Origin of the sequence: Saccharopolyspora elongata (assembly GCF_004348985.1) — a bacterium.
Taxonomy (GTDB): domain Bacteria; phylum Actinomycetota; class Actinomycetes; order Mycobacteriales; family Pseudonocardiaceae; genus Saccharopolyspora; species Saccharopolyspora elongata.
Genome location: NZ_SMKW01000007.1, coordinates 99,505 through 125,158, shown reverse-complemented (window position 1 = coordinate 125,158; position 25,654 = coordinate 99,505). Strand labels below are relative to the sequence as shown.

Annotated in this window: 23 protein-coding genes; 11 read left to right on the top strand and 12 right to left on the bottom strand. The window is 71.0% G+C overall.

Annotated elements, in window-relative coordinates:
• Positions 1-17 precede the first annotated feature (17 nt).
• Both E1288_RS08170 and miaB read right to left on the bottom strand, forming a co-directional pair.
• A complete protein-coding gene (locus E1288_RS08170) occupies positions 18-494 on the bottom strand; it encodes an Rv2732c family membrane protein (protein WP_165968030.1) in 477 nt (158 codons plus the stop codon).
• The gene (miaB, locus tag E1288_RS08165) at positions 482-1,957 is read right to left on the bottom strand and encodes a tRNA (N6-isopentenyl adenosine(37)-C2)-methylthiotransferase MiaB (RefSeq protein ID WP_268951807.1); all 1,476 of its coding nucleotides are present in this window, start codon (positions 1,955-1,957) and stop codon (positions 482-484) included. Before miaB ends, E1288_RS08170 begins: the two co-directional genes overlap by 13 nt.
• A gap of 243 nt (positions 1,958-2,200) precedes the next feature.
• Between miaB and E1288_RS08160 the strand changes: the two genes are divergently transcribed.
• The 4 genes from E1288_RS08160 to E1288_RS08145 all read left to right on the top strand — a co-directional run bounded on the left by E1288_RS08160 (position 2,201) and on the right by E1288_RS08145 (position 5,434).
• Positions 2,201-2,929 carry an amino acid ABC transporter ATP-binding protein gene (locus E1288_RS08160; RefSeq protein WP_207954252.1) on the top strand — a complete coding sequence of 243 codons (729 nt, stop codon included), beginning with the start codon at positions 2,201-2,203 and terminating at the stop codon, positions 2,927-2,929.
• Positions 2,930-2,960: 31 nt separating this feature from the next.
• Entirely contained in the window at positions 2,961-3,860 is a 900-nt protein-coding gene (locus tag E1288_RS08155) for a glutamate ABC transporter substrate-binding protein (protein ID WP_132482870.1), read from the top strand.
• Between the two features lie 66 nt (positions 3,861-3,926).
• Complete coding sequence (locus E1288_RS08150; protein WP_165968033.1) at positions 3,927-4,574, top strand: amino acid ABC transporter permease; 648 nt, start codon at positions 3,927-3,929, stop codon at positions 4,572-4,574.
• Positions 4,571-5,434 carry an amino acid ABC transporter permease gene (locus tag E1288_RS08145; RefSeq protein ID WP_132482864.1) on the top strand — a complete coding sequence of 288 codons (864 nt, stop codon included), beginning with the start codon at positions 4,571-4,573 and terminating at the stop codon, positions 5,432-5,434. Before E1288_RS08150 ends, E1288_RS08145 begins: the two co-directional genes overlap by 4 nt.
• Positions 5,435-5,493: 59 nt before the next feature.
• Here E1288_RS08145 and E1288_RS08140 read toward each other — a convergent pair whose 3' ends face one another.
• Positions 5,494-6,933 (bottom strand): FAD-dependent monooxygenase, encoded by a 1,440-nt coding sequence (locus tag E1288_RS08140; protein WP_235883419.1) that lies wholly within the window; start codon positions 6,931-6,933, stop codon positions 5,494-5,496.
• A gap of 64 nt (positions 6,934-6,997) precedes the next feature.
• Here E1288_RS08140 and E1288_RS08135 point away from each other — a divergent pair, with 64 nt between their 5' ends.
• Positions 6,998-7,729: a TetR/AcrR family transcriptional regulator gene (locus E1288_RS08135; RefSeq protein WP_132482859.1), complete on the top strand. Its 732-nt coding sequence runs from the start codon at positions 6,998-7,000 to the stop codon at positions 7,727-7,729.
• A gap of 12 nt (positions 7,730-7,741) precedes the next feature.
• Here E1288_RS08135 and E1288_RS08130 read toward each other — a convergent pair whose 3' ends face one another.
• On the bottom strand, positions 7,742-8,431 hold the full coding sequence (locus E1288_RS08130; protein ID WP_235883418.1) for a nitroreductase: 690 nt from the start codon (positions 8,429-8,431) through the stop codon (positions 7,742-7,744).
• Positions 8,432-8,536: 105 nt separating this feature from the next.
• On the opposite strand from E1288_RS08130, the gene E1288_RS08125 reads away from it, so the two are divergent.
• Positions 8,537-9,133 (top strand): TetR/AcrR family transcriptional regulator, encoded by a 597-nt coding sequence (locus tag E1288_RS08125; RefSeq protein ID WP_132482857.1) that lies wholly within the window; start codon positions 8,537-8,539, stop codon positions 9,131-9,133.
• 47 nt (positions 9,134-9,180) lie between these two features.
• Here the strand turns inward: E1288_RS08125 and E1288_RS08120 are convergent, their stop codons facing one another.
• The 4 genes from E1288_RS08120 to E1288_RS08105 form a co-directional block, all read right to left on the bottom strand.
• Positions 9,181-10,665 (bottom strand): DHA2 family efflux MFS transporter permease subunit, encoded by a 1,485-nt coding sequence (locus tag E1288_RS08120; RefSeq protein ID WP_132482855.1) that lies wholly within the window; start codon positions 10,663-10,665, stop codon positions 9,181-9,183.
• A 209-nt stretch (positions 10,666-10,874) separates the two neighbouring features.
• Complete coding sequence (locus E1288_RS08115) at positions 10,875-11,489, bottom strand: transporter substrate-binding domain-containing protein (RefSeq protein ID WP_132482853.1); 615 nt, start codon at positions 11,487-11,489, stop codon at positions 10,875-10,877.
• Positions 11,490-11,629: 140 nt separating this feature from the next.
• On the bottom strand, positions 11,630-14,296 hold the full coding sequence (locus tag E1288_RS08110) for a helix-turn-helix transcriptional regulator (protein ID WP_132482851.1): 2,667 nt from the start codon (positions 14,294-14,296) through the stop codon (positions 11,630-11,632).
• A 22-nt stretch (positions 14,297-14,318) separates the two neighbouring features.
• Positions 14,319-15,443 carry a questin oxidase family protein gene (locus E1288_RS08105; protein WP_207954245.1) on the bottom strand — a complete coding sequence of 375 codons (1,125 nt, stop codon included), beginning with the start codon at positions 15,441-15,443 and terminating at the stop codon, positions 14,319-14,321.
• A 172-nt stretch (positions 15,444-15,615) separates the two neighbouring features.
• On the opposite strand from E1288_RS08105, the gene E1288_RS08100 reads away from it, so the two are divergent.
• The 5 genes from E1288_RS08100 (at position 15,616) to E1288_RS08080 (ending at position 22,200) form a co-directional block, all read left to right on the top strand.
• Entirely contained in the window at positions 15,616-17,127 is a 1,512-nt protein-coding gene (locus tag E1288_RS08100) for an MFS transporter (RefSeq protein ID WP_132482849.1), read from the top strand.
• A 135-nt stretch (positions 17,128-17,262) separates the two neighbouring features.
• Positions 17,263-19,110 (top strand): phosphogluconate dehydratase, encoded by a 1,848-nt coding sequence (gene edd / locus E1288_RS08095; protein ID WP_132482847.1) that lies wholly within the window; start codon positions 17,263-17,265, stop codon positions 19,108-19,110.
• A gap of 105 nt (positions 19,111-19,215) precedes the next feature.
• On the top strand, positions 19,216-19,842 hold the full coding sequence (gene eda, locus E1288_RS08090; protein WP_132482845.1) for a bifunctional 4-hydroxy-2-oxoglutarate aldolase/2-dehydro-3-deoxy-phosphogluconate aldolase: 627 nt from the start codon (positions 19,216-19,218) through the stop codon (positions 19,840-19,842).
• A gap of 295 nt (positions 19,843-20,137) precedes the next feature.
• Positions 20,138-21,472, top strand: coding sequence for a polysaccharide deacetylase family protein (locus E1288_RS08085; protein ID WP_165968029.1), 1,335 nt, complete (start codon positions 20,138-20,140; stop codon positions 21,470-21,472).
• On the top strand, positions 21,460-22,200 hold the full coding sequence (locus E1288_RS08080; RefSeq protein ID WP_132482841.1) for a hypothetical protein: 741 nt from the start codon (positions 21,460-21,462) through the stop codon (positions 22,198-22,200). The genes E1288_RS08085 and E1288_RS08080 overlap by 13 nt, the downstream gene beginning before the upstream one ends.
• A 3-nt stretch (positions 22,201-22,203) precedes the next feature.
• On the opposite strand, the gene E1288_RS08075 is transcribed toward E1288_RS08080, so the two are convergent.
• The 4 genes from E1288_RS08075 to recA form a co-directional block, all read right to left on the bottom strand.
• Positions 22,204-22,863, bottom strand: a complete 660-nt coding sequence (locus E1288_RS08075; RefSeq protein WP_132482839.1) for an HAD family hydrolase — start codon at positions 22,861-22,863, stop codon at positions 22,204-22,206.
• Between the two features lie 87 nt (positions 22,864-22,950).
• A complete protein-coding gene (locus E1288_RS08070; protein WP_132482837.1) occupies positions 22,951-23,541 on the bottom strand; it encodes a HEAT repeat domain-containing protein in 591 nt (196 codons plus the stop codon).
• Positions 23,542-23,760: 219 nt separating this feature from the next.
• On the bottom strand, positions 23,761-24,267 hold the full coding sequence (locus E1288_RS08065) for a regulatory protein RecX (RefSeq protein ID WP_235883417.1): 507 nt from the start codon (positions 24,265-24,267) through the stop codon (positions 23,761-23,763).
• Positions 24,268-24,407: 140 nt separating this feature from the next.
• Positions 24,408-25,448, bottom strand: a complete 1,041-nt coding sequence (gene recA / locus E1288_RS08060) for a recombinase RecA (RefSeq protein WP_132482835.1) — start codon at positions 25,446-25,448, stop codon at positions 24,408-24,410.
• Between the last annotated feature and the right edge of the window lie 206 nt (positions 25,449-25,654).

Genomic DNA, 25,654 nt, shown 5'->3' with positions numbered 1-25,654 from the left:
CGCCTGAAATCGGGAGGTCAGTCGCGGGACCAGACGATCCGCATCCACTGGACCGCCAGGATCGCCATGCAGGCCACCGCGAGCAGCAGGCCGATCGACGGGCTCTCCACGCCGCTGGTCTGACGCGACCAGATCGCGATCACGCCTTCGAAGGTCACCACCACGCCGGCAAGCCCGGCCAGGAACGCGACGATCCACCGCCGCGTGATCAGCGCCAGGGCGCCCAGGCCGATCCCGACGATCGTCGAGTTGATCGCGAACAGCCGCGGCAGCAGGCCGACCTTGAGCGCCGGGTCGGTCTGCCCCATCAGCACCTGCCAGCCCGCGGCACCGCCGGCCCACGGCAGCAGCGAGCACAGGACGAGCACGAGCATCACCGACGCGATCACCAGCGCGCGCGAGCCGGGGTCGATGCGGCGCAGGACCTCGCGCTCCGACTTGGTCGGCTCGTGGCGCGACTCGTCCGCACCTTCCGGCTTGCTCAACACGCACATCCCTGCTGTTCGGCGGGCTGCGGCGGCGGGGTTCCGAACGACGGCAGCCCGAGGCTGACTCCGGAGGTCTTGGGCCGCACGCCCGCCTCCCAGTGGTCGCCGGCGGTGGTCCGCCGGTGTCCGGTGATGTCCGCGTCCGCGACCAGGTGGTGCGGCGCGGCGCGGGTGATCGTGGTGTGCACGACGTCGCCGGGCCGGACCTCGCCGTCGATGGCGCCGGTCGGCGTGAAGTGCACCAGCCGCCCGTCGCGGGCCCGGCCGGAGAGCCGGTGGGTCTCCGAGTCCTTGCGGCCCTCGCCCTCGGCGACCAGCAGTTCCACCGGGCGGCCGACCAGCTTCTTGTTCTCGTCCCAGGAGATCTCGTTCTGCAGCTCGATCAGCCGGTCGTAGCGTTGCTGCACGACCTCCTTCGGCAGCTGGTCGGGCATGTCCGCGGCGGGCGTACCGGGCCGCTTGGAGTACTGGAAGGTGAACGCGCTGGAGAACCGCGCCTGCCGCACGACCTCCAGCGTCTGCTCGAAGTCCTCCTCGGTCTCGCCGGGGAAGCCCACGATGATGTCGGTGGTGATCGCCGCGTCCGGCATCGCCTCGCGCACGTTCCGCACGATGTTCAGGTACCGCTCGGAGCGGTAGGAGCGGCGCATCGCCTTGAGGATCCGGTCCGAGCCGGACTGCAGCGGCATGTGCAGCTGCGGGCACACGTTCGGCGTCTCGGCCATCGCCTCGATCACGTCATCGGTGAAGTCGCGCGGGTGCGGCGAGGTGAAGCGGACCCGCTCCAGCCCTTCGATCTCCCCGCAGGAGCGCAGCAGCTTGCCGAACGCGAAGCGGTCCCCGAACTCGACGCCGTAGGCGTTGACGTTCTGGCCCAGCAGCGTCACTTCGAGCACGCCTTCGGACACCAGCGCCTGCACCTCGGCCAGGATCTCGCCGGGGCGGCGGTCCTTCTCCTTGCCGCGCAGCGCGGGCACGATGCAGAACGTGCAGGTGTTGTTGCAGCCGACCGAGACCGACACCCAGCCCGAGTAGGCCGACTCGCGGCGCGCGGGCAGCGTGGACGGGAAGACGTCCAGCGACTCGAGGATCTCGACCTCGGCCTCGTGGTTGTGCCGGGCGCGTTCCAGCAGGGTCGGCAGCGAGCCGAGGTTGTGCGTGCCGAACACGACGTCCACCCAGGGGGCCCGCTTGACGATCGTGTCGCGGTCCTTCTGCGCCAGGCAGCCGCCGACGGCGATTTGCATGTCCGGGTTGCGGTCCTTGGCCGGCCGCATGTGACCGAGAGTGCCGTAGAGGCGGTTGTCGGCGTTCTCGCGGACCGCGCAGGTGTTGAACACGACCACGTCAGCGGCATCTGAATCCGCGCGCACGTATCCGGCGTCCTCCAGCATGCCGGCGAGCCGCTCGGAGTCGTGCACGTTCATCTGGCAGCCGAAGGTTCGGATCTCGTAGGTCCTCGTGCTCACCGTTCCACCGTAGCGCCTGGTCAGATCGCAGATTCACCCGCCCGGCGGCCTCGGCGCGCGCGACGCGATTACTGCAAGTGAGGTATCACGCACGACTGGCGACTTCGGAGCGTAACCGAGTTGCAATCTCACCTGGCCCGTTCTGTCTGGACTATCCCCCAGCAGAGGCTTAAGTTTCGGCCAACGAATCCAATTCCGATGCGTTCAGGAGAACGAATGGCCGCAGCTTCCACGGACTCCCCGATGATCCGGATGTCCGCGGTCGACAAGTACTTCGGTTCCTTGCACGTGCTGCGGGCGATCGATCTCGAGGTGCCTCGAGGGCAGGTCGTCGTCGTGCTCGGGCCGTCGGGCTCGGGCAAGTCGACGCTGTGCCGCGCGATCAACCGACTGGAACCGATCAATTCCGGCCGCATCGAGATCGACGGGGTTCCGCTGCCCGCCGAGGGGCGTTCCCTGGCCGAACTGCGCGCCGACGTCGGCATGGTGTTCCAGCAGTTCAACCTCTTCGCCCACAAGACGATCCTGGAGAACGTCACGCTGGGTCCGATCAAGGTGCGCAAGCAGGCCAAGGACGCCGCCCGGGAGACCGCCATGGAGCTGCTGGAGCGCGTCGGCATCGCCGACCAGGCCGACAAGTACCCGGCGCAGCTCTCCGGTGGGCAGCAGCAGCGTGCGGCGATCGCCCGCGCGCTGGCGATGAAGCCGAAGGTGATGCTGTTCGACGAGCCGACCTCGGCGCTGGACCCGGAGATGGTCAACGAGGTCCTGGAGGTCATGACCGGCCTCGCCGCCGAGGGCATGACGATGGTGGTCGTCACCCACGAGATGGGTTTCGCGCGCCGCGCCGCGCACCGCGTGCTCTTCATGGCCGACGGCGAGGTCGTCGAGGACGCCGAGCCGGCATCGTTCTTCGGCGCGCCGAAGAGCGACCGCGCCAAGGACTTCCTCGGCAAGATCCTCACCCACTGACCGACCACTGCACAGAGAGGCAGCGAACGAAATGCGAGCCAAGAAAATGCGGCTGGTGACGGTGCTGGCGGCGTCGCTGGCGCTGGCGCTGACCGGTTGCGGGCGCGAAGGCGGTCCCGGCGGGGGCGAACCGCAGGTCCAGCAGGACGTCGCCCAGAACGTGCAGGTCCAGGGTTCTCCGACGTTCGACCGGATGAAGCAGAAGGGCCGCGTCACGATCGGCGTCAAGGAGGACCAGCCGGGCCTGGGCTTCCGCGACCCGGTCACCAACCAGTACTCCGGTTTCGACATCGAGGTCGCCCGGCTGATCGCCGCGCAGCTCGGGTTCGACCCGAACACGCAGATCGACTACAAGCCGATCCCGTCCACCGCGCGCGAGCAGGCGATCTCCACCGGTGAGGTCGACTACTACGTCGGCACCTACACGATCAACGACAAGCGCAAGGAGCAGATCAGCTTCGCCGGGCCGTACTTCATGGCCGGGCAGGACCTGCTGGTCCGCTCGGACAACACGGACATCACCGGCAAGGAGTCGATCAAGGGCAAGAAGGTCTGCTCCGCGACCGGCTCGACGCCGATCCAGCGGGTCAAGCAGGACCAGCTCACCGAGCCGCAGAACATCGTCGAGTTCCAGCGCTACTCGGAGTGCGTGCAGCAGCTGCTCGACCGCCAGGTCGAGGCGGTCACCACGGACGACGCCATCCTCAAGGGCTACGCCGCGCAGGACCCGGACAAGCTGAAGGTCGTCGGCAAGCCGTTCTCCGAGGAGCCCTACGGCGTCGGCCTCGCGCACGACGACAGCGCCCTGCGCAACAAGATCAACGACATCCTGGAGCAGGCCGCGACCAACGGAGAGTGGAAGCGCGTCTACGACGCCACCCTCGGCAAGTCCGGCTCGACCGCCGAGCCGCCCAAGGTGGACCGCTACTGATCCCGTCATCGGATGCCCAGGGCCGACCGCGCCCTGGGCATCCGATTACTTCAGGAGTACTCATTGATCGACATCTTGGTGGAGTACGGCGACGTCCTCGCCAGGGGTTTCCTGCGGACGATCGAGCTCTTCCTGCTGGCGGCCGCCGGTTCGCTGGTGCTGGGCACGATCCTGGCGACGCTGCGGGTCAGCCCCATCCCCGCGCTGCGGGCGGCCGGCGCCGGCTACGTGACCCTGCTCCGCAACACGCCGCTGACGCTGATCTTCTTCTTCTTCGTCTTCGCCTACCCCAAGCTGGAGCTGATCCAGTTCCCATTCTTCACCGCCGCGGTGATCGCCCTGACCATCTACACCTCCGCGTTCGTCTGCGAGGTGTTGCGGTCGGGGATCAACACGGTGCCGGTCGGGCAGGCCGAGGCGGCGCGCTCCATCGGGCTCGGGTTCGCCCAGTCGCTGACCAACGTGATCCTTCCCCAAGCCTTCCGCGCCGTGGTCCCGCCACTGGTCAGCGTGCTGATCGCGCTGCTGAAGAACACGACCGTCGCGGCCGGGTTCAGCGTGGCCGAGGTCGGCTCGGTCATCCCCTACCTCAACGAGCAGGGTGAGCCGACGCTGAACGCATTCATCTGGATCGCAGTCGGCTTCATGATCCTGGTCATCCCGCTGACCCTGGTCCAGCGGAGCTTCGAGAAGCGGTGGAGCGTGGCCCGATGAGCAGCGTCCTGTTCGACACCCCCGGACCGCGCGCCCGCATGCGCAACCGGCTCATCAGCGTCGTCAGCACCGTCGTGGTGCTGGGCCTGCTCGGCTACGTGGTGTTCCGCTTCTACGAGACGGGGCAGTTCGACGCGAGCAAGTGGGAATGGCTGCTCTACGAGCAGATCCAGCTGGAACTGTTCGGGGCGCTGTGGAACACCGTCCGCGCGTTCCTCATGGGCGCCGTGCTCGCGCTGGCGTTCGGCGCGGTGTTCGCGCTCGGTCGGCTCTCCGACCATGCCTGGATCCGGGTGCCGTGCACGGCGGTCGTGGAGGTCTTCCGCGCGATCCCGCTGGTCATCCTGATCTTCTTCCTGTACTACGCGGCGCCGGGGCTGGGCGTGAACTTCGGCCAGTACTGGTCGGTCGTGCTCGGTCTGACGCTCTACAACGGCTCGGTGCTGGCCGAGGTGTTCCGGGCCGGCGTCGCCGCGCTCCCCAAGGGGCAGAGCGAGGCCGCGTACTCGATCGGGATGCGCAAGAACCAGGTCATGCGGACCGTGGTGCTGCCGCAGGCGATCCGGATGATGCTGCCCGCGATCATCAGCCAGCTCGTGGTGCTGCTCAAGGACAGCGCGCTCGGCTTCCTGATCACCTACCAGGAGCTGCTGTACTACGCTCGCTACCTCGGCGGCATCCCCACGCTGGACCGCCCGATCATCCCGGTCAGCCTGGTGGTGGCGGCGATCTATATCACGATGTGCCTGCTGCTCACGTGGTTCGCCACGTACCTGGACCGGCGCAACCGCCGGACCAAGAAGACCAGGCAGCTCGCTCCGGCCGCCAAGCCGCTGGCCGAGGCCACGGCAGGCGACTGAGCACCGCGCCGAGTGGAGGGCGCCTTCGACCGGGCCGGTCGGAGGCGCCCTTCGCTTCGTCAGGCGCGGAGCAGCTTCTCCAGGACGTTCGCGGGCGCGGTGGGATCGGTACCGCGCCAGGCGACCACGTCGTCGGGGCGGATCAGGACGCCCTCGCCCGCTCGCAGGAAATCGACGTCGAGGCGGTGGACCGGGATCCCGGCGGGCTGCCAGCGCTGCGGATCGTCGGCCACGGCCAGCGCCCACCCGGGACCGGCGAGGTCCACTGTGGACCTGGTGCGGGCGGTGTCCAGCCAGCGGTGCGGGATCCGGGTGCCGACCCGTCCCGCCGGCGCGAACTCGGTGACCGGTTCCGCCTCGCCGCCCTCCGCCGGGCCTCCGGAGATCGCCCCGGCCGAGTACTGGAACCCGCCCGCCACCAGCACGAACGGATGCGCCAGCGTCGGATCGGGGGCGGCCGTCAGGTCCGTCGAGCGCCTGCTCGACTGGTCCGCGGCGAACCAGCCCGCCGGACGGCGCTCCGCGTCGTAGCTGTCCAGCAGCGACGGCGCCGCGGCGCCGGAGAGCACCGCCGCGAGCTTCCAGCCGAGGTTGTGCGCGTCGGCGATGCCGGTGTTGGCACCGACTGCGGCGTACGGGGGCATGACGTGCGCAGCGTCGCCGGCCAGGTGCACCCGCCCCGACGAGTAGCGGTCGGCGACGAGCATCTCGGGCCGCCAGGGCAGCACGCTCATGACTTCGAGGTCCGGCGCGGGCACGCCGAGCGCGGTGCGCACCAACGCCGGCCAGTCGCGGTCGACCTCGCCGCCCGGGGTCATGAACACCCAGTCCAGCCGGCCGTCCACCGAGAGCAGCCCGCCGGGCGCTTCGGGGTGCTGGATCTGGCAGATGTTGAACTCCCGGCCGCGCACGACATCCGCCAGATCGGCGCGGAAGTAGACGTTCACGTTGTCCTCGCCGATGGCACCGCGCCCGGAGCGGCCGATGCCCAGCGCCGAGCGCACCGGGCTGCGCGCCCCGTCGGCGGCGACCAGGTGCGCCGCGTGCAGCCGGGATCCCGCGAACTCGGCGACGACTCCATCGGTGTCCTGCTCGAATGACGCGAGAGCGGTCGAGAACCGGATGTCCGCGCCCGCGTCCTGGGCCGCCCGGCGCAGCACCGGCTCAAGCACGTTCTGCGCCACCAGGCAGGGCAGTTCCGGGCTGACGTCCAGCGACTCGCCCGGCCCGGACGGCCGCCACGGCGGCAACTGCTCGGCCTCCGCCAGGGTCCGCCCGACGGCCATGCAGTCGTGGTCGGCGAGCCCTCGTGCGGCCTCGTGGACGGTCTCGGCCAGCCCCAGTTCCCGGAAGATCTCCAGGCTGCGCACGTGGAAGCGGCGCGCCTTGGGCTGCGGCGAGGTCGTCGCGCGCTTCTCGACGAGCGTCACGTCCACGCCATGGTGGCGCAGCACCAACGCCGTCGTCAGCCCGACGAGTCCACCGCCGACGATCAACACCTGAGTCTGTGTACGTTGTACATTCACGATGTACGTTGTACACGCGAGTTAGTATCCGAGGCAAATGACTTCTGCGAAACCTCCGGGCGGCCTGGTCTGGTTCGACGAGCCGCCGCCCCCGCCGGCCACCACGCAGCTCAGCCGCGAGCGGATCGTCGCCGCGGCGATCGCGCTCGCCGACGAAAGCCCGACCGGCGAGATCACGATGCGGGCGATCGCGAGCCGCCTCGGCACGCGCAGCCCGATGGCGCTGTACCGCTACGTCGGCAGCAAGGACGGCCTGACGGACCTGATGGCCGACGAGGTCTACGGCGAGATCACCGTCCCGCCGCCCGGCGACTGGCGGGCCTGCCTGCGCGAAATGGGCCACTCCGCATGGGCGGCGGTGCAGCGGCACCCCTGGTTCGCGCGGATGTCGTTCAGCCGGCCGCCGCTGGGACCGAACGCGCTGCGCCTCTACGACGCAGCCCTCGCCGCCGTCGACGAGCTGGACCTGGACGCCGCGACCCGCATCAGCTTCGTCAACACGGTGCTCGGACAAGCCCTGAAGTCCGGGCTCGCGCTGCTGGAAGAACGCGCGATGCGGGAACGGACCGGGCTGGTGTCCGATGCCCAGCTCGCCGAGGCGGCACACCCCTACCTGGAGCGGATCAGGGCGGAAGGCAAGTACCCGCACTACATCCGGTGGCTCGGCGAACCGGACTGCCTGGCCGACGTGGTGTCCTCCGAGCAGCACCTGGAGTGGCAGCTGGACGGCCTGCAGCGCCTCGCCGAAGCCCGGCGCACCGCCACCTGATCCGGCCGGCGGCTACGCGCGGAACCTCGTCGTCTCGCCGAGTTCCGCGCGGCCGACCGCGATGTGGTTCACCGGAGCGGATTCGCGGGCGTATCCGAAGGAGACGCCGAAAAGCACCTTGCCGCCCCGGATTTCCAGCGACTCGCGAATCGCGTCCCCGTAGAAGCCCAGCAAACCCTGCGGGCAGCTGGCGATCCCGTACGCGGTCATGGCCAGGAGCAGCGTCTGCCCGTACATGCCGACGTCCGCGGCCATCCGAGCGTCCGCATTGGACGGTGCGAACACCAACGCGACGTGCGGCGCGCCGTAGAACCGCAAACTCTCCGCGTTGTAGGCGTCGCGGGCTTCCCGGTCTTCGCGACCGATGCCGAGCGCCCCGTACATCGCTTCGCCGAAGTCCTTGCGCCGCCGCTGGTGCACCTCGTCGTAGAGATCCTCCCGGAACGGGAAGTCCACGGAGAGGCGTTGCTGCGCGTGCGCCGCCAGCAGCGCTTCGCTCAGCCGGTCGCGCGCCGCCCCGCTGACGACTTCGACACTCCAGGGCTGGGTGTTGGAGTTCGACGGAGCCGCGCTCGCCAGCGAGAAGACGGCGCGCATCGTCGCGTCCGGGACCGGATCCGGCCGGAAGGAGCGGACGGCTCGCCGGCCGCGGATCAGCTCCTCGGCGTGATCGGGCGAGTAGTTCCCCATCGCGGTGCCCACCAAGGCTCTCCCCTTCGATCGCGGTAAACGGAAACGTTTACATAACGCGCCGTGAGGCTACCACGCAGAACCCGCTTAAAGTAAACGGATGTGTACACTTTGCGGGTGGGTGAGCAACAGACAGTCCAGCGCCGCCGAGGCCGGGGCGGGCGCGAGCGCATCATCGCCGCGGCCACCGCGCTCTTCGAGAGCCAGGGGATCATCGCGACGGGCATGGAACAGGTGGCGGCCGCCGCCCCGGTCTCCAAGCGCACCTTGTACGCGCACTTCCCCACCAAGGACGAGCTGGTCGTGGGCTACCTCCGGCACCTCGTGGAGTCCGGGCGCACGATGGAATCCGTGCTGGAGCGCGAAGATCTCGCACCACGAGAGCGGCTCCTCGCGCTGTTCGCGGTGCCGGACGAGGGCGATGGCCCGATCCGGGGCTGCCCCTTCATCGACGCGGCGGCCGAGTTCCCGGACCCGCAGAGCCCGGTGCACCGGTACGCGGCCGAGCAGAAGCGGCGGCTCGCCGACCGGCTGGCCGAGCTGGTCGGCGCGCTCGGGGTCGCCGAACCCGAGGTCCTGGTCGAACAGCTCGCGATCCTCGCCGACGGCGCCGCCAGCCGTTCGATGGTGCTCAACGATGCCGGCTGCGGTCGATACGCGAGGGCCGCCGCGGAATCGCTGCTCGACGCAGCCATCCCGACGGCGGCCCGGTAGCGGTGAGTCGTGCCCGGCCGGCAGTCACCGGCCGGGCACGGCGAGCGTCACGACTTGGACACCGCTCGGCTTTCTTCCCGCGCCTCCTCGTGATCCGCCGGAGCAGGCTTCGGCGCGCGGTGGAGGAACAGCGACGCGACGAACGCGAGCACGCCGATGCAGGCGGCGGCGATGAACGCCGTGCGCAGGCCGACCGCGTCGGGCGCGCCGGAGGGGTCGGTGGTCGACACGGAGGCGATGGTGATGAACACCGCGATGCCGAACGCGCCCGCGACCTGCTGGAGGGTGGCCAGGATCGCGCTGCCGTGCGAGTAGAGGTGATCGGGCAGCACGCTGAGGGACTCGGTCATCAGCGGAGTCATCATCAGCCCGAGCCCGGCCATGAGCACGATGTGGATGCCCACAACCGCGATCACCGGCGAACCCGGTCCGAGGACGGCGAACAGGCACAGCGACAACGCCATGGCCAGCGCGCCGGGGATCACCAGCGGCCGGGCGCCCAGGCGGTCGAACAGCCGGCCCACCGGACGCCCGAGCAGGCCGAGGACCAGCCCGCCTGGGAGCACGGCCAGCCCGCTGACGAAGGTGCTGGCATGCAGGACCGCCTGCAGGTACATCGGCAGCAGGATCGCCCCAGCGCCCAGCAGGCAGATGAACAGCAGGATGCTCAGGACCAGGGCCACCAAGAACGCGCGGTTGGTGAACGGGCGCAGGTCGAGCAGGGCCCGGTCGTCGCGCTGCAGGCGGATCTGGCGCGCCACGAACGCCGCGAGCGAGACGGCGCCGACCGCGATCGGGATCCACGGCGCCACCAGGTGCGGCTCACCGCTGGACTCCCCGATGGAGGACAGCCCGTAGAGGACGCCGCCGAAGCCGATGGCCGACAGCACGACCGAGGGCAGGTCCAGCGGCACCGACCGCGTTTCGGTGTCCAACCGCATCCAGACCGCGCCCATGACCAGCGCGAGCACCGCCAGCGGCAGCACGATCCAGAACATCCAGCGCCAGCCCAGCGAGGCCAGCACCGCGCCGCCGATCGTCGGCCCCACCGCGGGCGCGACGGCGATGACGATGCTGATCGTGCCCATCGTCGCGCCGCGCTTCTCCGGCGGCACGAGGCGCATCACCGAGGTCATCAGCAGCGGGATCATCACCGCTGTGCCGCACGCCTGCACGACGCGCCCGACCAGCAGGACCGCGAAGCCCGGGGCGAGCGCGCTGAGCAGCGTGCCCACGCTGAACAGCGTCAGCGCGGCCAGGAACACCTGGCGCGGCGTGAAGCGTTCGAGCAGGAAGCCCGTGGTCGGGATGACCACGGCCATCGTCAGCAGGAAGCCGCTGGTCAGCCACTGCACCGTCGTGGTGGTGACATCGAGATCGATGGTGAGCTCGCGCAGCGCGACGCTCAGGATCGTCTCGTTGAGGATCATCACGAACGCCGAGGCCACCAACACGGCTATCAGCACTGGGGCGCGCGGTGGCGTCGTTTCGCGGCCGGCATCCGCGGTCGTAGCGCTCGCGGAGTCGATCATCGTTGGGGGCACCTCACTGAAGTCGGGTCGCGCTCGACCGCGGGCACGGCCGCCGTTGGCCATGCCCGGCAACGAGCACGAGGTGTGGACTACGAGTCTGCTCATCCGCCGACGAATCGGCACGTCCTTTTCCGGAGAGCAGGCGGCTCCGGGGCCTCGTCCCCGAACCCGGTCGCGTCGTGGTGGTCAGCGCACTTCGGGAATCCCTGTCACGAGCCCGGCCGGGCCTGGATCCCGGCCGCGCCGAGGGTCGCGTCGTAGGCGCGTTGCCAACTGCCGTCCGCGACCGCCTCGTCGAGCATCCGCTGCAGCTCCTCGACCAGCTTACGGTCGTCGGACTTGACCACGAGGTAGCGTTCGCTGCCGGTGATCACGTACGGCCCGACCTGGGCCAGCTGCGGGTTGTCGGCGGTCCCGCCGAACAGGACGTCCACGTTGCCCGCGGCCACGCCGTCGAGCAGCAGGGTCGACGGCAGCCGCCGGAACTGCACCTGCGTCGGGTCAAGGCCGATGCGTTTCGCCAGGTCGCGGGCCATTTCGACGTCGAATCCCCGGTATTCGCCCGCCCCGTCCCGGGTGGCGAACTGGGGCGCGTCGTCCCGCACACCGACCAGGAGCAAGCGCCGCTGCTTGATCCGCGCGAGGGTCGGGGAGGTGTCGAGTTCGACCGAGTTGCCGGCCGACGGGGCCTGGCTCGTCGGCGCCGTGGTCGGGGCGGGCGGCTTCGGCCCGGGCAGTGCGTTCGGCTCGACCGGCACGTCCTGCCCGCAGCCCGACAGCACCGCGGCCGCGGCGACCACCGCGGCGAGCACGCGAATCCGCATGGGCCCGCTCCTCACTCCTCGACTCCCCCACCCATGATCCCGCACGCGGCGGGGTGCTCGTGGCCGGATTTCCGGGAAGCTGTATCGATCGTGAAATGCACACCACATCCGCGGCGTGATCGTCATCACGAGCACCGCAGTCATTCGGGAAGGCCGGGGAGGCGGGCGAGTTCGAGGCGGGAGGCGACGCCCAGCTTCGGGTAGGCGTTGGACAGGTGGTAGCCGACCGTTCGCGGGCTGAGGAACAGGCGGGCCGCGATGTCCCGGTTGGTCAGGCCCGTCGCGGCCAGGCGGGCGACCTGGCGTTCCTGCGGGGTGAGGCGGGCCGCGGGGTCGGCCGACGCGCCGCGGCTTTCGCCGGAGGCGCGCAGTTCGTCGCGGGCGCGCTCCGCCCACGGCCGGGTGCCGAGGCGGTCGAAGGTGTCCAGGGCCGAGCGGAGGTGCGGCCGGGAGTCGGTGCGGCGGTGCCGGCGGCGCAGCCACTCGCCGTAGAGCAGTTCGGTGCGGGCTCGCTCGAACGGCAACTCGTCGCCCTCCCGGTGCAGGTGCACGGCTGCCGCGTACTGCCGTTCGGCGACGTCGCCCTCGCTGAGCAGGGCCCGGCAGCGCAGGGCGACCGCCTCGGCCCAGGGACGCCCGAGGTTGGCCGCCCAGTCCGAGTACCAGTCGCAGGGGCCCTGCGCACGTTCCGGTTGCCCGACCCGCGCTGCCGCTTCGATCAGTTCGGGCAGGCCGTTGCGGGCATCCATCCTGGTCAAGCCGGCGGCGATGTCATCCGCTCGGTCCAGGACGGACTCCGGTCGGCCCGCCGCGAGATCGGCGAGGGCCAGCGCGCGGGTCGCCCGGATCGCGGCCGCCGGCGCGCCGTCGCGCAACGCGACGTCGAGCAGTTCCCGGCACCGGACGTCGTCCCCTTCCAGCGCCGCCAGGTGCGCGAGGACGACCGCCAGCGTGCTCGCGACCTCGGTCTGCCCCATCTCCTCGGCCAGCCGAAGCCCCTCGCCGCTGCTGTTCCGCACCTCCTGGAGATCCCCGAGCTGCAGGTTGGCCATCGCCGAGAGCGCCAGCACGTTGGGCAGCAGCCCGATCGCGCCGTCCGTCCGGCAGCCGGTCTCCAACGCGGTGGCGAGCTCGCGCGCGGTGCGGAAGTCCCCGAGCAGCACGTGCGACCACACGATGACCGCGCGCTTGCGCAGGGAACCGGACATCACCCCGAGCTCGGTGCGCATCTCCCGCAGCGCGGCCATCCCGTCCACGGCTCCGCCGGTGGTGAGCCTGCCGAACCCGGTCGCCGTCCGGGCCAACGCGCCGACCAGCGCGGAATTGCTCCGGCCGAGCGCGTCCGCGCTGCCCGCGGCGTCGACGACGGCAGCCAGATCACCGGATTCCCAGGCGTTCTTGGCGGCGCGGAACAGCAGGCGCCCGGCCAGCTCCGGGGCCCGTGCCGCGATGTCGGCCGCCGCATCGACCAGCTCGCGGTACGGGCGGCGGCCCTGTTCGTGGGCAAGTACTGCGGCCACGTCGACCGCCTCGGCCAGATCGACGGGGTCGGTGAGGAACCTGCCGGTCTCCTCCACCAGGCCGGACGCCAGCTGGAGCCGGCCCGCGTTGGCCGCTGCCCGCGCCGCCGCGAGCAGCCGACGGCCCCGCCGACGCGGATCGGGCGTCAGCGCGGCGGATCGCCGGTGGAGCTCGGCGGCCACCGCGTAGCCACCGCATCCGCGCACGTCGGCCGCGATCCGTTGGAGCTCCGCCGCGATGTCCTCGTCCGGTTCGAGGGTGGCGGCGGCCAGGTGCCAGGCCCGGCGGCCCGGATCCGCCCGATCGGCGAAGGCGGCGGCGAGGGCTCGGTGCGCCGCGAGCCGCTGGACCAGCTCGGCGCTCTGGTAGGCGGTGGCCTGGAGCAACGGGTGGCCGAAGACGAACACCCCGCCGGAAAGCCTGATCAGCCCGGCGTTCTCGGCGGACGCGAGATCCACTATGGACGAATCGAGTCGGCTCGCCGCGTCGAGCACCGCTTCGGCCTCACCGGCGTCGGCGGCGGCCGCGATCAGCAGCAGGGTCCGCGTGCGGGGCGGCAGCTCGGCGAGCCGGGCGGCGAAGCCGCGCTGGACCGGATGTCGCAGCGGCGGCGCACCCGGGTCGTAGCCCAGGCCCGTGCGCCGGATTTCCAGCAGCGCCAACGGATTTCCCCGGGCTTCGCGCAGGATCGCGGCGCGGGCGAGGCCGGGCAGGTCGGCGGCGAGCAGGTCGGCGGCCGCCGCCTCGTCCAGCCCTCCGAGCCGCAGCTCGGGCACGCCCGGGGCCGGGAAGTCCGGAGCGAAGGAGTCGCGGGCCGCGAACAGCACGGCGACGCGTTCGCCGTCCAATCGGCGGGCGGCGAACAGCAGCGCCTCCGCGGAAGCGCCATCGAGCCAGTGGGCGTCGTCGATCACGCACAACAAAGGGCGATGCGCCGCCAGCCGCCCCAGCAGGGTCAGCACCGCCATTCCCACCAGGAAGCGATCGGGATCGCGCGCTGGTTCCAGCCCGAAGGCGCTGCGCAGCGCGCCGGCTTGCTCGGCGGGCAGCTCATCCGTGCGCTGGCCCCGCAACAGCAGGTGCAGCCCGGCGTGCGGCAGCTCGGCTTCGCCGTCCACGCAAGCGATGCGCAGCACCTGCATGCCGCCGGTATCGGCATGGGTGAGCAGCGCTGTCTTGCCGATGCCCGCCTCGCCCCTGATCACCAGGGCGCCGCCGCGGCCGGCCCGGGCGGCGACCAGCAGCTCGTCGATGCGAGCCAGCTCGTCCGCTCGTCCCACGATCATGTTCGCAGGCTAGCCCGGACCGTCAGTTGCCCGTGACGATTCGACGAGCGGTGACTCCGGCTCCGCGCGGCGTGCGCTGCAGTGCAGAAGCGGCGGCCGCGGCATAGCGGTCATCGGGCCGCAACGCGTTTTCTCGCATGCATGCCTCGGTGAACTTGATGACGTGCTCGTCGCCGTGCTCGACCGCCCTGGCCGCGAGTTCGCCGAAACCGGGCGTCTCGACCTCGGCGGCCAGCGTCCGCGAAGCCTCCCTCTCGTTGCGCCCGACGGAAAACGTGGTCAGCAGGGCTGCCTGCATCTTCCACAGCTCGCCCACCGACGGCAGGTGCTGCTCCGCCGGGAGGTGCGGCAGGACGAGCCGGACCGCGGCCGGAGCGGTGACGGCGTGGACCAGCGCGGGCGCCGGGACGAAGTCGGGGTGGGCGAGGAAGACCCCCGCGAACTCAGCGGTCATCTCGCTCAGCAGCCGCTGCGGATCGGCCGACGCCGGGGCGCGCAACGCCGCGTCGTATCCGGGGATCTGGTCCATCCGGGCCCAGGCGCGTTGGAACTCCTCGACGTTGCGCGCCTCCGGCAGGCCACGCCGCGGAAGGGTCGCGATGGCGTCGGACAACGCCGCCGTGCCGTCGAAGCCGACACGCCCCGGCAGGTGCACGAAGCGGGCCGCCCAGTAGGCCATGCCCCGCGCGAGCTCGTCCAGCTGCAGGCTGCTCGGCTCGTCCACGGACGCCAGCCCGCGCACGGCGTGCGCGGTGCGGATCACGCCGTGGGTCATCCCGGCGAAGATCCCCGGGGTCAGCCTCGGCCACCACCGGGCGAGCACCGCGCGCCACGGTTCGTCGGCCAGCTCCCGCCGGAACAGCTGCTCCCAGTCCCCCACCTGCCCGAACGACCCCAGCGCCGATCGCCACGACGACTCGTCCGCCGCATCGATCCGGTTCGAGCCCTCCGGCGGGTCGTAGTGCTCCTGCCCCGTGCGGTACCGCTCGATCCACGGGGCGACCTCGTCGAAGTAGCCGAGCACGGCGATCGCCTCGGCCCCCATCGGCGCGTGGTTCGCCAGCTCACCGCCGGTGCGCTCGAAACCGAGGTCGGCCACGCGCTCCAGCGCGCTGTTGAGGATGTCCGCGTATCGGTCCACGTCCACGAGCCTTCCGCTGCGCCGTCCCGTCGCGGTCCGGCATTCGATCCGACGCCGCCAACGCTATGGATGCGCGTCGCACGACTGCCTCTGTCAAGCGACCTGGTTTCGCCGGCCCGCGCATCCCGGTCGGTCGGCAGAGGCGCTCGACCGGCCGCGCTTCCTAGCGTGCAGGCCCATGGATCAGCCGAGACGGGCAGCCGGGCGGCGGGAGTGGGCGGGGCTGGCCGTACTCGCCCTGCCGACCGCCCTGGTGGCCATCAACAACTCCGCGCTGCACCTGGCGTTGCCGACGCTGAGCGCCGACCTCACCGCCACCGGGCCGCAATTGCTGTGGATCGTCGACGTCTACGGATTCGTCATGGCCGCGCTGCTGATCTCGATGGGATCGCTCGGCGATCGGATCGGGCACCGCCGCTTGCTGCTCACGGGCGCCGTGGCCTTCGGCGCGGCCTCGCTGCTCGCCGCGTTCGCCCCCAGCGCCGAGGTGCTGGTCCTGGCGCGGGCGCTGCTCGGCGCGGTCGGCGCGACCTTGATGCCGGCGACCCTCGCGCTGCTGCGCGCCATGTTCCCGCTGCCCGAGCAGCGCACGGTCGCGATCGGCTGGTGGGTCACCAGCTTCACCGCGGGCAACGTGCTCGGCCCGGTCGCCGGCGGGCTGGTGCTGGAATTCGCCGACTGGGGCTCGGTTTTCCTGCTGGGCATCCCGGTGATGGCGCTGCTGCTGATCATCGGCCCGTTCCTGCTCCCCGCCCACCGCGACCGCGCCGGCGGCCGCCCGGACTTCGCCAGCGCACTGCTGTCGGCAGGTGCCGTGCTGGTCCTCGTCCACGGGCTCAAGGAGCTGTCGGCCGGAAACGAGCAGCTGGTGCCGGGACTCGCGATCGTCGGCGGGCTGGTGCTCGGTTACGCCTTCATCCGCCGCCAAGGCCGGTCGGCACATCCGATGCTCGACCTGGGATTGCTGGCCGACCGCGCGTTCGCCGTTCCGCTGGTCGCGGTGACGCTCACCGTTTTCACCAACGCCGGCACCACTTTCGTCCTCGCCCAGCACCTGCAGGGCGTGCTCGCGCTGCCACCGCTGGAGGCCGCGCTCTGGCTGCTTCCGTCCACAGTGGCCGGAATCGCGCTGTCCGCCTGCTCCGCCACCTTCGCCCGCCGGTTCCGGCCATCGGTCCTGCTGACCACCGGCCTCGTCATCGCCGCCGCCGGAACCGGCGCGCTCACCCAGGCCGACGGCCCGGCCGCGCTCGCGGTCCTGGTCACCGGCACGATCGTGCTCCGCGTCGGAGTGGTTCCGGTGATGATCTCGAGCACGGACGCGATCGTCGGCGCGGCGCCGCCGGAGCGCGCCGGTTCGGCCACCGCGCTCCAGGAAACCTGCGGCGAGCTCGGGCTGGCGCTCGGGGTCACCGTGCTCGGCAGCATCTGCACCGCCGTTTACCGCGCCGGGTTGGGCGGGGCGATCCCCGGCTCGGTGGCACCGGAAGCCGCCGAAGCCGCCCGCGGTGGCATCGGCGCTGCGGTCGGGCTGGCCGCCCGGTTACCCGGGGAGCAGGGCACTGAGCTGCTCGACCAAGCCCGCCAGGCGTGGACCGATGCATTGCACGTCAGCACCGCTATCGGAGCCGTGATCCTCGCCGCGGCCGCGGTCGGGGTGTGGAGCGTCCAACGGCGCCGAGCCGGCTAGGAGTCGTCGAGGTCGCCGCAGGTGAACAAGCTGTATCGATTGTGAAATGCAGGCCACACCCGTTAGTGTGATGGCCGTCATGAGGCGCCACCGTCGTCGCCGCCCCGCATTTCGCAATTCTTCCGGAGGCGATCAATGGCGCCGCCAATGCAGCACGTCGTCGAACAGGTCACCCAGCGGATCGCGGACCGCAGCTCCGCGTCCCGCGCCGCGTACCTGGAGCGCATCCGCGCGGCCGGGGCCGTCGGTCCGGCCCGCACCGAGCTGCCCTGCAGCAACCTCGCGCACGGCTTCGCCGCGTGCAGCGGCCCGGACCGGCTCGCGGTGCGCGGAGCGGTCAAGCCCGGCATCGCGATCGTTTCCGCCTACAACGACATGCTCTCCGCGCACCAGCCGTACGCCGAATACCCGGCGTGGCTGAAGGACGCGGTCCGCGACGCCGGCGGCGTGGCGCAGTTCGCGGGCGGTGTGCCCGCCATGTGCGACGGCATCACCCAGGGCCGCACCGGCATGGAGCTGTCGCTGTTCTCCCGCGACGTCATCGCGATGGCCACCGGCGTCGCGCTCTCCCACGAGATGTTCGACGGCGCCCTGCTGCTCGGGGTGTGCGACAAGATCGTGCCGGGCCTGCTCATCGGCGCGCTGTCGTTCGGCCACCTGCCGACCGTGTTGGTGCCCGCCGGGCCGATGCCCTCCGGGCTGCCCAACGGGGAGAAGAGCCGCATCCGGCAGCTGTTCGCCGAGGGCAAGGCCAGCCGCGAGGACCTGCTGGAAGCGGAGTCGGCGTCGTACCACTCGCCCGGGACCTGCACGTTCTACGGCACCGCCAACTCCAACCAGCTCGTCGTCGAGGTCATGGGCCTGCACCTGCCGGGGTCGAGCTTCGTGCCGCCGGGCACCCCGCTGCGCAAGGCGCTCACCGAGGAGGCCGCCCGCCGCGTCGTGCAGCTCGGCCGCGACGCCGACCGCGCGCCGATCGGCGAGATCATCGACGAGCGGGCCATCGTCAACGGTGTCGTCGCGCTGCTGGCCACCGGCGGTTCGACCAACCACACGCTGCACCTGGTGGCCATCGCCGCCGCGGCCGGCATCGAGCTGACCTGGGACGACTTCTCCGACCTGTCCGCCGTCGTGCCGTCGCTGGCGAAGGTCTACCCCAACGGTTCGGCCGACATCAACCACTTCGCCGCCGCCGGAGGCGTGCAGACGCTCGTCGGCGAGCTGCTCGACGCCGGCCTGCTGCACCCCGACGTCAAGACGGTCGCCGGCCCCGGGCTTGACCGCTACCGGCAGCAGCCGTTCCTGGAGGACGGCGAGCTCGTCTGGCGGGACGCGCCCGCGAAGAGCCTGGACCCGGACGTGCTGCGCGGCGTCGACGAGCCGTTCGCCCCCGACGGCGGGCTGCGGGTGCTCGACGGCAACCTCGGGCGGTCGGTGATCAAGGTTTCCGCGGTCAGCGCGGAACACCGCGCCGTCACCGCCCCGGCCCGGGTCTTCGACGACCAGCACGGCTTCACGGCCGCGTTCCAGGCCGGCGAGCTGGACCACGACGTCGTGGTGGTGATCCGCAACCAGGGTCCGCAGGCCAACGGGATGCCGGAGCTGCACGGGCTGACGCCCGCGCTGGGCGTGCTGATGGACCGCGGCCACCAGGTCGCGCTGGTCACCGACGGCCGGATGTCCGGCGCCTCCGGCAAGATCCCGGCGGCGATCCAGCTGACCCCGGAGGCCAGCGCGGGTGGGCCGCTGGCCCGCGTCCGCGACGGCGACGTGGTCCGGCTCGACGCCGACCGCGGCACCCTGGAGGTGCTGGTGCCCGACGACGAACTCGCCGCGCGCGACAACGCCCCGGCCGCGCCCGGGGCGCAGTACGGCACCGGCCGGGAGCTGTTCGCGGCGTTCCGGCAGGCCGTGGGGCGGGCCGATCGCGGTGCCAGCGTGTTCGCGCCGCCGACGGCGCAGCCCGTCGACGTGACAGCATGACAGCGCTGCTCAGGACCCGTGAGTACTTTGAGTTGCTATGGCGACACGAAGTACGCACGGGTCCCCGGCGGAGCGTCACACGCACTAGGAACGGATGAACCACCCATGAACACTGCAGCTGACGTGCTGGAACTCGCCCCCGTGGTGCCGGTCGTGGCGCTGGACGACGTCGCGCACGCGGTGCCGCTGGCCGAGGCGCTGCTGCGCGGCGGAATCCGCACCATCGAGGTCACCTTGCGCACCCCTGCCGGGCTGCCCGCGATCGAGCGCATCGCCGCCGAGGTGCCCGAGATGGTCGCCGGGGCCGGCACGATCACCGAACCCGGGCAGGCCAAGCGGGCCGCCGACGCCGGCGCCCGCTACCTCGTCACGCCGGGCACCACGGACCGGCTGCTCGACGACGTCGAGGCATCCGGGGTGCCGTTCCTGGCCGGTGCGAGCACCGTGTCGGAGGCGATGCGGCTGGCCGAGCGCGGGGCCACTGCGATGAAGTTCTTCCCCGCCGAGCCCAGCGGCGGCGTGCCGTTCCTCAAGGCGATCGCCGGACCGTTGCCGGACCTGCGGTTCTGCCCGACCGGCGGGATCAGCCCGCAGACCGCGCCGAACTACCTCGCGCTGCCCAACGTGGGCTGCGTCGGCGGCTCGTGGCTGGCGCCGAAGGACGTGCTGGCCGCCGGCGACTGGGCGCAGATCGAGCAGCTCGCCCGCGACGCGGCCGCGCTGCGCCCCTAGCCGGGCCCAGGCCGCGTCGAACGGATGGCGCGAACGGCCTGTTCACCTCGTCTATCGAGGTGAACAGGCCGTTCACGTCAAGCCGTGGCACAGCCTCCGCAGGCGCGAGGCGAGTTGTGAACATCCGCTGCAGCAGCCCGAAAAGTCTCACCGCCTCCGTCAAACGCGGTAACCGGCGCCCCGCAGCGACTGGTTCCGCCTCCGCCTGTGCCGTCCGTAGCGTGATGCCGGTCAGTATCCGTCGACCGGTTGGCGGTCAGGTGCGATGGACGGAACACGCCCGGCTCGCAGAGGCTTGAGCAGAACCCTCGCCTGCGCCAGCGCCACCCTGCTGGCCGTTTTCCTCGGCATGCCAGGGGATGCCGACGCCCAGACGCCGCACACCGTGGTCACCTTCACCGTGGACGACGGGAGCGTCTCGCAGACCTCCGGCGCCCGGATCCTCAGGAAGCACGGGATGCGCGGCACCTTCTACGTCGTGTCCGGATCGATCGGCACGCGCGGCTACCTGAGCCTCGACGACCTTCGCTCGCTCGCCGCGGCCGGGCACGAGATCGGCGGGCACACCGTCAACCACCCCGACCTCGCCGAGGGCGCACCGGACGAAGCCCGCCGGGAGATCTGCCAGGACCGGGCCAACCTCGTCGGCTGGGGCTTCCGGCCGACCTCGTTCGCCTACCCGTACGGCAGCTTCAGCCGCGAGGCCGAGCAGGCGGCCGCGGACTGCGGTTACAACAGCGCGCGGGTCATCGGCAGCCTCCGGACCAAGAAAAGCTGCTCGGACTGCGCCCCGGCCGAGTCGATACCGCCGGTGAACCCGCTGGTGGTGCGCGGCACCGACACCGTCACCCCCGACTGGACGCTGGCGGACCTGCAGCAGGTGGTGCTGCGGGCCGAAGCCTCCGGCGGCGGCTGGGTTCCGCTGGTGCTGCACCAGACCTGCGACTTCTGTGGGTCGCTGTCGATCAGCCCGGCTGTGCTGGACCAGTTCGCGTCCTGGCTGGCGCAGCGGCAGGCGAACGGCACGGTGGTGCGCACGGTCGACCAGGTGATCGGCGGCGGGTTCCGCCCGCTGGTCCGCCCGCCGGCGCCCGCGCCGCGCGACGGGCTGGTCAACGCGTCGCTGGAAGAGCCGGGCCCGCGCGGCTGGGTGCAGAGCAGCTGGGGCCAGAACAATCCACAATGGACCCGCAGCGCCGACGCGCACGACGGGCATTGGGCGCAGCGGCTGGACATCACCGAATACGCCAGCGGCGAGGCGAAACTCCTGCAGCAGCTCGACATGGGCGAGGCCGCGCCGACCGCGCACCCGAACAACACCTACGAACTCAGCACCTGGTACAAGTCGACCGCGCCCACCCAGCTCGCCGTCTACCGCCGCGATCAGGACGGCATCTGGCGCTACTGGACGACCAGCCCGTGGTTCGCCGCCTCGGCGAACTGGGCGTCCGCGGCGTGGACGACACCGGCGGCCCCGGACGGCACGACCGGGCTGAGCTTTGGGCTCACCCTGGCCCGCGCCGGTTCGCTGACCACGGACGACTACCGGCTGCAGGAGAACGTCAGGCCGAAGGCCGAGGCCGTCTGCGCCCGCCTGCCGTGGACCTACCTGTTGAGATGGCTCTGCTGACGGCGAGCATGGTCGCGGTCGCCATCCTGATCGCGGCAGCCTGCGGCGGAGACGCCGCGGAACCGGACGGCCGGGCGTATCCGCCGCACACCGGCATCGTGGCCACCACGTTCTGGGTCGGCGAGGTGCTCGACCCGGACTCGCCGGATGGCAGCCAGCGGTTGTCGGCCTACGACGCCGACTGGCTGGCGAGTTACGGCGGTTGCGACGGCGTGGAGCGGGACGGCCGGTGCGACACCGAACGGCGCACCGCCGCCAACGACTTCTTCCCCACCAGGATGACGCCGCGGCAGAACCCGTTCTACCTGGACCTGCCCTTCGACGACCGAAACGATCCGGCCGCGTTCGAGCAGCGCGGCCGGGTGGTGCCGTGGGCCAGCGATCCGGGCTACGCGGGCCGCGCCGCGGACCGCTCCACCAGCTTCATGAAGAACCGCTGGGTTCGGATCCAGCACGGCGCCGCGGTCTGCTACGGGCAGATCGAGGACGCCGGGCCGGGCGAATACGACGACGTGGCTTACGTGTTCGGTACCGACGACCGCCGACCCGCCAACACCCGGTTCAACGGCGCGGGCATGGACGTGTCGCCCGCGCTGAACGGCTGCCTCGGCCTGCGCGAGCTCGATGGGCAGCACGACGTCGTCGACTGGCGGTTCGTCGACGACGTCGACGTGCCGCCGGGACCGTGGACCCGGATCGTCACGACGAGCCCGCCGTCGCCCTGGTGAGGATCAGGCGGCGATGGTGGTCAGCGCCTCGGGAATCGAGTCCACCACGGGGAATCCGGACGTCTCCAGCGCCGCCCGGCTCATCACACCGGTGGTCACCAGGACGCACTTGGTGCCGGCCTGCTCCGCCGCGTGCGCGTCGTCCAGCACGTCGCCGATGAGCACCACGTCGCGCGCGTCGATTTCCTGCGCCGCGAGGTGGCGGCGCAGGTGCTCGGCCTTGGACCCGCCGCCGATGTCGTCGCGGAGCCCGTCGACGCGCTCGAAGAGCGGGTGCAGGCCCATATCGGTCACCAGCGGGACCAGTTCGTCGTGGAACCACATCGAAAGCAGCGACTGGGTGCGGCCGGCGGTCGCCCAGTCCTTCAGCGCGTGCGGCACGCCCTGCGCGAGTCCGCAGGTGTGCAGCAGTTCCCGGTAGGCCTCGTGGTAGAGCACGTCGATGCGCGCCCAGTCCTGTTCGCCGAGCGATCGCCGCAGCAGCCGCTCGTAGCACTGCAGCAGCGGGCGGCTGAACACCGACCGCCACTCGTCGATGTCGATGTGCTCGCGGTCGTAGGCCGTGCAGACCGCGTTCACCGCCGCCACCACTGCGTCGTTGTCCGCGAGGAGCGTGCCGTTCCAGTCCCACACGATGTGCCGCACGTCGGCGAAGGTCGTCATGGCTGGCGACTCTACGAGCCGGCGGCGACATTCCGGTACCGCCGTCCCATTCTGAGAGGCGGCCCACACTCGACCGGCCCGGCTGGATCACACCCCGCCCGTGCCGACCTCGGCCATGACCTCCAGCAGCGGGTCGGCATCGGCCCGGACGCCGGGATCGGGGTCCCGCTCGCGCAGCGAGCCCAGCATCGGCTTGTACCGGACGGACGGCGTGTAGCTCATCGCGTAGACCGCAGCCTTTCTGATCTCGGCTTCCGGTGCACCAAGCGCGTCCCGGATCACCTCGAAGACGTCCTCGTCGAATCCGTGCGGGCCGCCGAGCGCCACCATCAGAAGCGCATGCCGGCGCTCGGCGACGCTTCGCGCGGATTCCAGAGCGGCGAAGAGCTCCTCGCGCGAGTAGACGTCGAGCCGGCCCGCAGCGAGCTTGGTCAGCGAGAGGCAGGAGTTCCACATTCCCGTGGTGAAGAAGAAGTACGGGCAGCCGGTGACGTCGTCGACGACGAAGCGGAGGTCGACGTTGTAACCGCTCCACACCACCTCGCGGAGCATGCCGTCCCGCTCCGGGCGCACCGCTTTCTCCCAGCCGAACTCCGCGGCGAAGGAATCGAGCCGGGATTCAGGTTCGCTCTCCCGCAGGATGAACCGAAGGCCTTGGTGGACGAGCGAGAAGGGCATTCGACTCCTCCTGCGACGGCGGGGCGCCGGCCGATGTGGGTTCGGTGGATCAGCGACCCCTCATCGGACGAAGCGCGGCGCCGTTGCGTTCCGACTCCACGCCGCAGTACTTCTCGCCGTGCCGGCAAAAGCAAAGCCGAGCGGGCGGCGCGCCATCGCGCACCGGCCGCCCGGCAGGTCTGCTCGCTCAGCGGGCGGACGAAGCCGCGACGCTGTCGGTCACGGGGATTCGAGGTCCGGGTCCGGAGCGTCGTCGCCGGAGCGCTCGATTTCCTCCCGCACCACGCGGAACGCGAGGCCTTCGGAATAGCCCTTGCGGGCCAGCATCCCGACCAGGCGGCGCATCTTCGCCGCGTGGTCCAGGTTCGCCATCGTCCGGAGCTTGCGCTGCACCAGCTCCCGCGCGCGCTCCACCTCCGCGTCGCCATCCACAGTGGACAATGCCGCGTCGACCAGGTGCTCGTCGACGCCCTTGCGGCGCAGCTCGAAGCCCAGCGCCTTGCGCCCCAACCCCTGGTACCGCTGCCGTGAATGCACCCACTCCTCGGCGAACGAGGCGTCGTCGACCAGGCCCGCGTCGACGAACTTCTGCAGCACGGCGTCGGCGACTTCCTCGTCGATCTCCTTGCGCAGCAAGGCCTTTCGCAGCTCCGAGCGACTGCGCGCGCGGGCCGCAAGCAGCCGGTACACCGTGTCCCGAGCCAACTGCTCCGGATCGTCCGGCATGCGCCGCGGCTTCTCGTCGGCCGCGGCTTCCGGCGGGGCGTCGTCAGAAGAGCGGCGCCGCGCACCGCTCCCCCGACGCGTACCGTCACCGTTCATCTGCACCCAATGGCCAAAAGGCGATCAACAGGCGGTCGGCCGGATCAGAAGTCCACCGGCGCCGGCTCGGCGGTCTCGGCGTCCAGCGTCGCGCCGATGCCGAGCTTCTCCTTGATCCGCTTCTCGATCTCGTTGGCGATGTCCGGGTTCTCCCGCATGAACTTGCGGGCGTTCTCCTTGCCCTGGCCGAGCTGGTCGCCCTCGTAGGTGTACCAGGCACCGGACTTGCGGATGATGCCCTGCTCGACGCCCATGTCGATCAGCGAGCCCTCGCGGCTGATGCCGATGCCGTAGATGATGTCGAACTCGGCCTGCTTGAACGGCGGGGCGACCTTGTTCTTCACCACCTTGACCCGGGTCCGGTTGCCGACCGCGTCCGAGCCGTCCTTCAGCGTCTCGATCCGCCGCACGTCCAGGCGCACCGACGAGTAGAACTTCAGCGCCTTACCACCGGTGGTGGTCTCCGGCGAGCCGAACATCACGCCGACCTTCTCGCGGAGCTGGTTGATGAAGATCGCGGTGGTCTTGGCGTTGTAGAGCGCGGAGGTCAGCTTGCGCAGCGCCTGGCTCATCAGCCGGGCCTGCAGACCCACGTGGCTGTCGCCCATCTCGCCCTCGATCTCGGCGCGCGGCACCAGCGCGGCCACCGAGTCGATGACGATGATGTCCAGCGCGCCGGAGCGGATCAGCATGTCCGCGATCTCCAGCGCCTGCTCACCGGTGTCCGGCTGGGACACCAGCAGTGCGTCGGTGTCCACCCCGATCGCCTTGGCGTACTCCGGGTCCAGCGCGTGCTCGGCGTCGATGAACGCCGCGGTGCCGCCCAGCTTCTGCGCGTTGGCCACGGCGTGCAGCGCGACGGAGGTCTTACCGCTGCTCTCCGGGCCGTAGATCTCCACGATGCGGCCTCGCGGCAGACCGCCGATCCCCAGCGCGACGTCCAGCGAGATGGAACCGGTCGGGATGACCTCGATCGGTGCGCGCGACTCGTCGCCGAGCCGCATGACCGACCCTTTGCCGTACTGCTTGTCGATCTGGGCGAGCGCGAGCTCCAGCGCCTTGCCCTTGTCCGGTGTCGCTGCCATCGGGGGTCCACCTCGGTCGAGTCGAACTTCGTCGTCGTGTGTCAGATCAGACGCTACGGGCAGGGACCGACAATTCCGTCGCGGGGTGCGCCGACGGTCCGATCCCACGCGCCCCATCTTAGACGAACGGATGTTCGATCAACTTCCCGACACGCCAGCGACGTCACCCGACCGTGTGACAGTGCGATCACCGTGTTCGAGGCGGA

Coding starts and splice junctions, on each gene's coding strand:
- E1288_RS08170 (WP_165968030.1), bottom strand. CDS start 494: ATGTGCGTGTTGAGCAAGCCGGAAGGTGCGGACGAGTCGCGCCACGAG.
- E1288_RS08160 (WP_207954252.1), top strand. CDS start 2,201: ATGATCCGGATGTCCGCGGTCGACAAGTACTTCGGTTCCTTGCACGTG.
- E1288_RS08155 (WP_132482870.1), top strand. CDS start 2,961: ATGCGAGCCAAGAAAATGCGGCTGGTGACGGTGCTGGCGGCGTCGCTG.
- E1288_RS08145 (WP_132482864.1), top strand. CDS start 4,571: ATGAGCAGCGTCCTGTTCGACACCCCCGGACCGCGCGCCCGCATGCGC.
- E1288_RS08135 (WP_132482859.1), top strand. CDS start 6,998: ATGACTTCTGCGAAACCTCCGGGCGGCCTGGTCTGGTTCGACGAGCCG.
- E1288_RS08120 (WP_132482855.1), bottom strand. CDS start 10,665: ATGATCGACTCCGCGAGCGCTACGACCGCGGATGCCGGCCGCGAAACG.
- E1288_RS08115 (WP_132482853.1), bottom strand. CDS start 11,489: ATGCGGATTCGCGTGCTCGCCGCGGTGGTCGCCGCGGCCGCGGTGCTG.
- E1288_RS08110 (WP_132482851.1), bottom strand. CDS start 14,296: ATGATCGTGGGACGAGCGGACGAGCTGGCTCGCATCGACGAGCTGCTG.
- E1288_RS08100 (WP_132482849.1), top strand. CDS start 15,616: ATGGATCAGCCGAGACGGGCAGCCGGGCGGCGGGAGTGGGCGGGGCTG.
- edd (WP_132482847.1), top strand. CDS start 17,263: ATGGCGCCGCCAATGCAGCACGTCGTCGAACAGGTCACCCAGCGGATC.
- eda (WP_132482845.1), top strand. CDS start 19,216: ATGAACACTGCAGCTGACGTGCTGGAACTCGCCCCCGTGGTGCCGGTC.
- E1288_RS08080 (WP_132482841.1), top strand. CDS start 21,460: ATGGCTCTGCTGACGGCGAGCATGGTCGCGGTCGCCATCCTGATCGCG.
- E1288_RS08075 (WP_132482839.1), bottom strand. CDS start 22,863: ATGACGACCTTCGCCGACGTGCGGCACATCGTGTGGGACTGGAACGGC.
- E1288_RS08070 (WP_132482837.1), bottom strand. CDS start 23,541: ATGCCCTTCTCGCTCGTCCACCAAGGCCTTCGGTTCATCCTGCGGGAG.
- E1288_RS08065 (WP_235883417.1), bottom strand. CDS start 24,267: ATGCCGGACGATCCGGAGCAGTTGGCTCGGGACACGGTGTACCGGCTG.
- recA (WP_132482835.1), bottom strand. CDS start 25,448: ATGGCAGCGACACCGGACAAGGGCAAGGCGCTGGAGCTCGCGCTCGCC.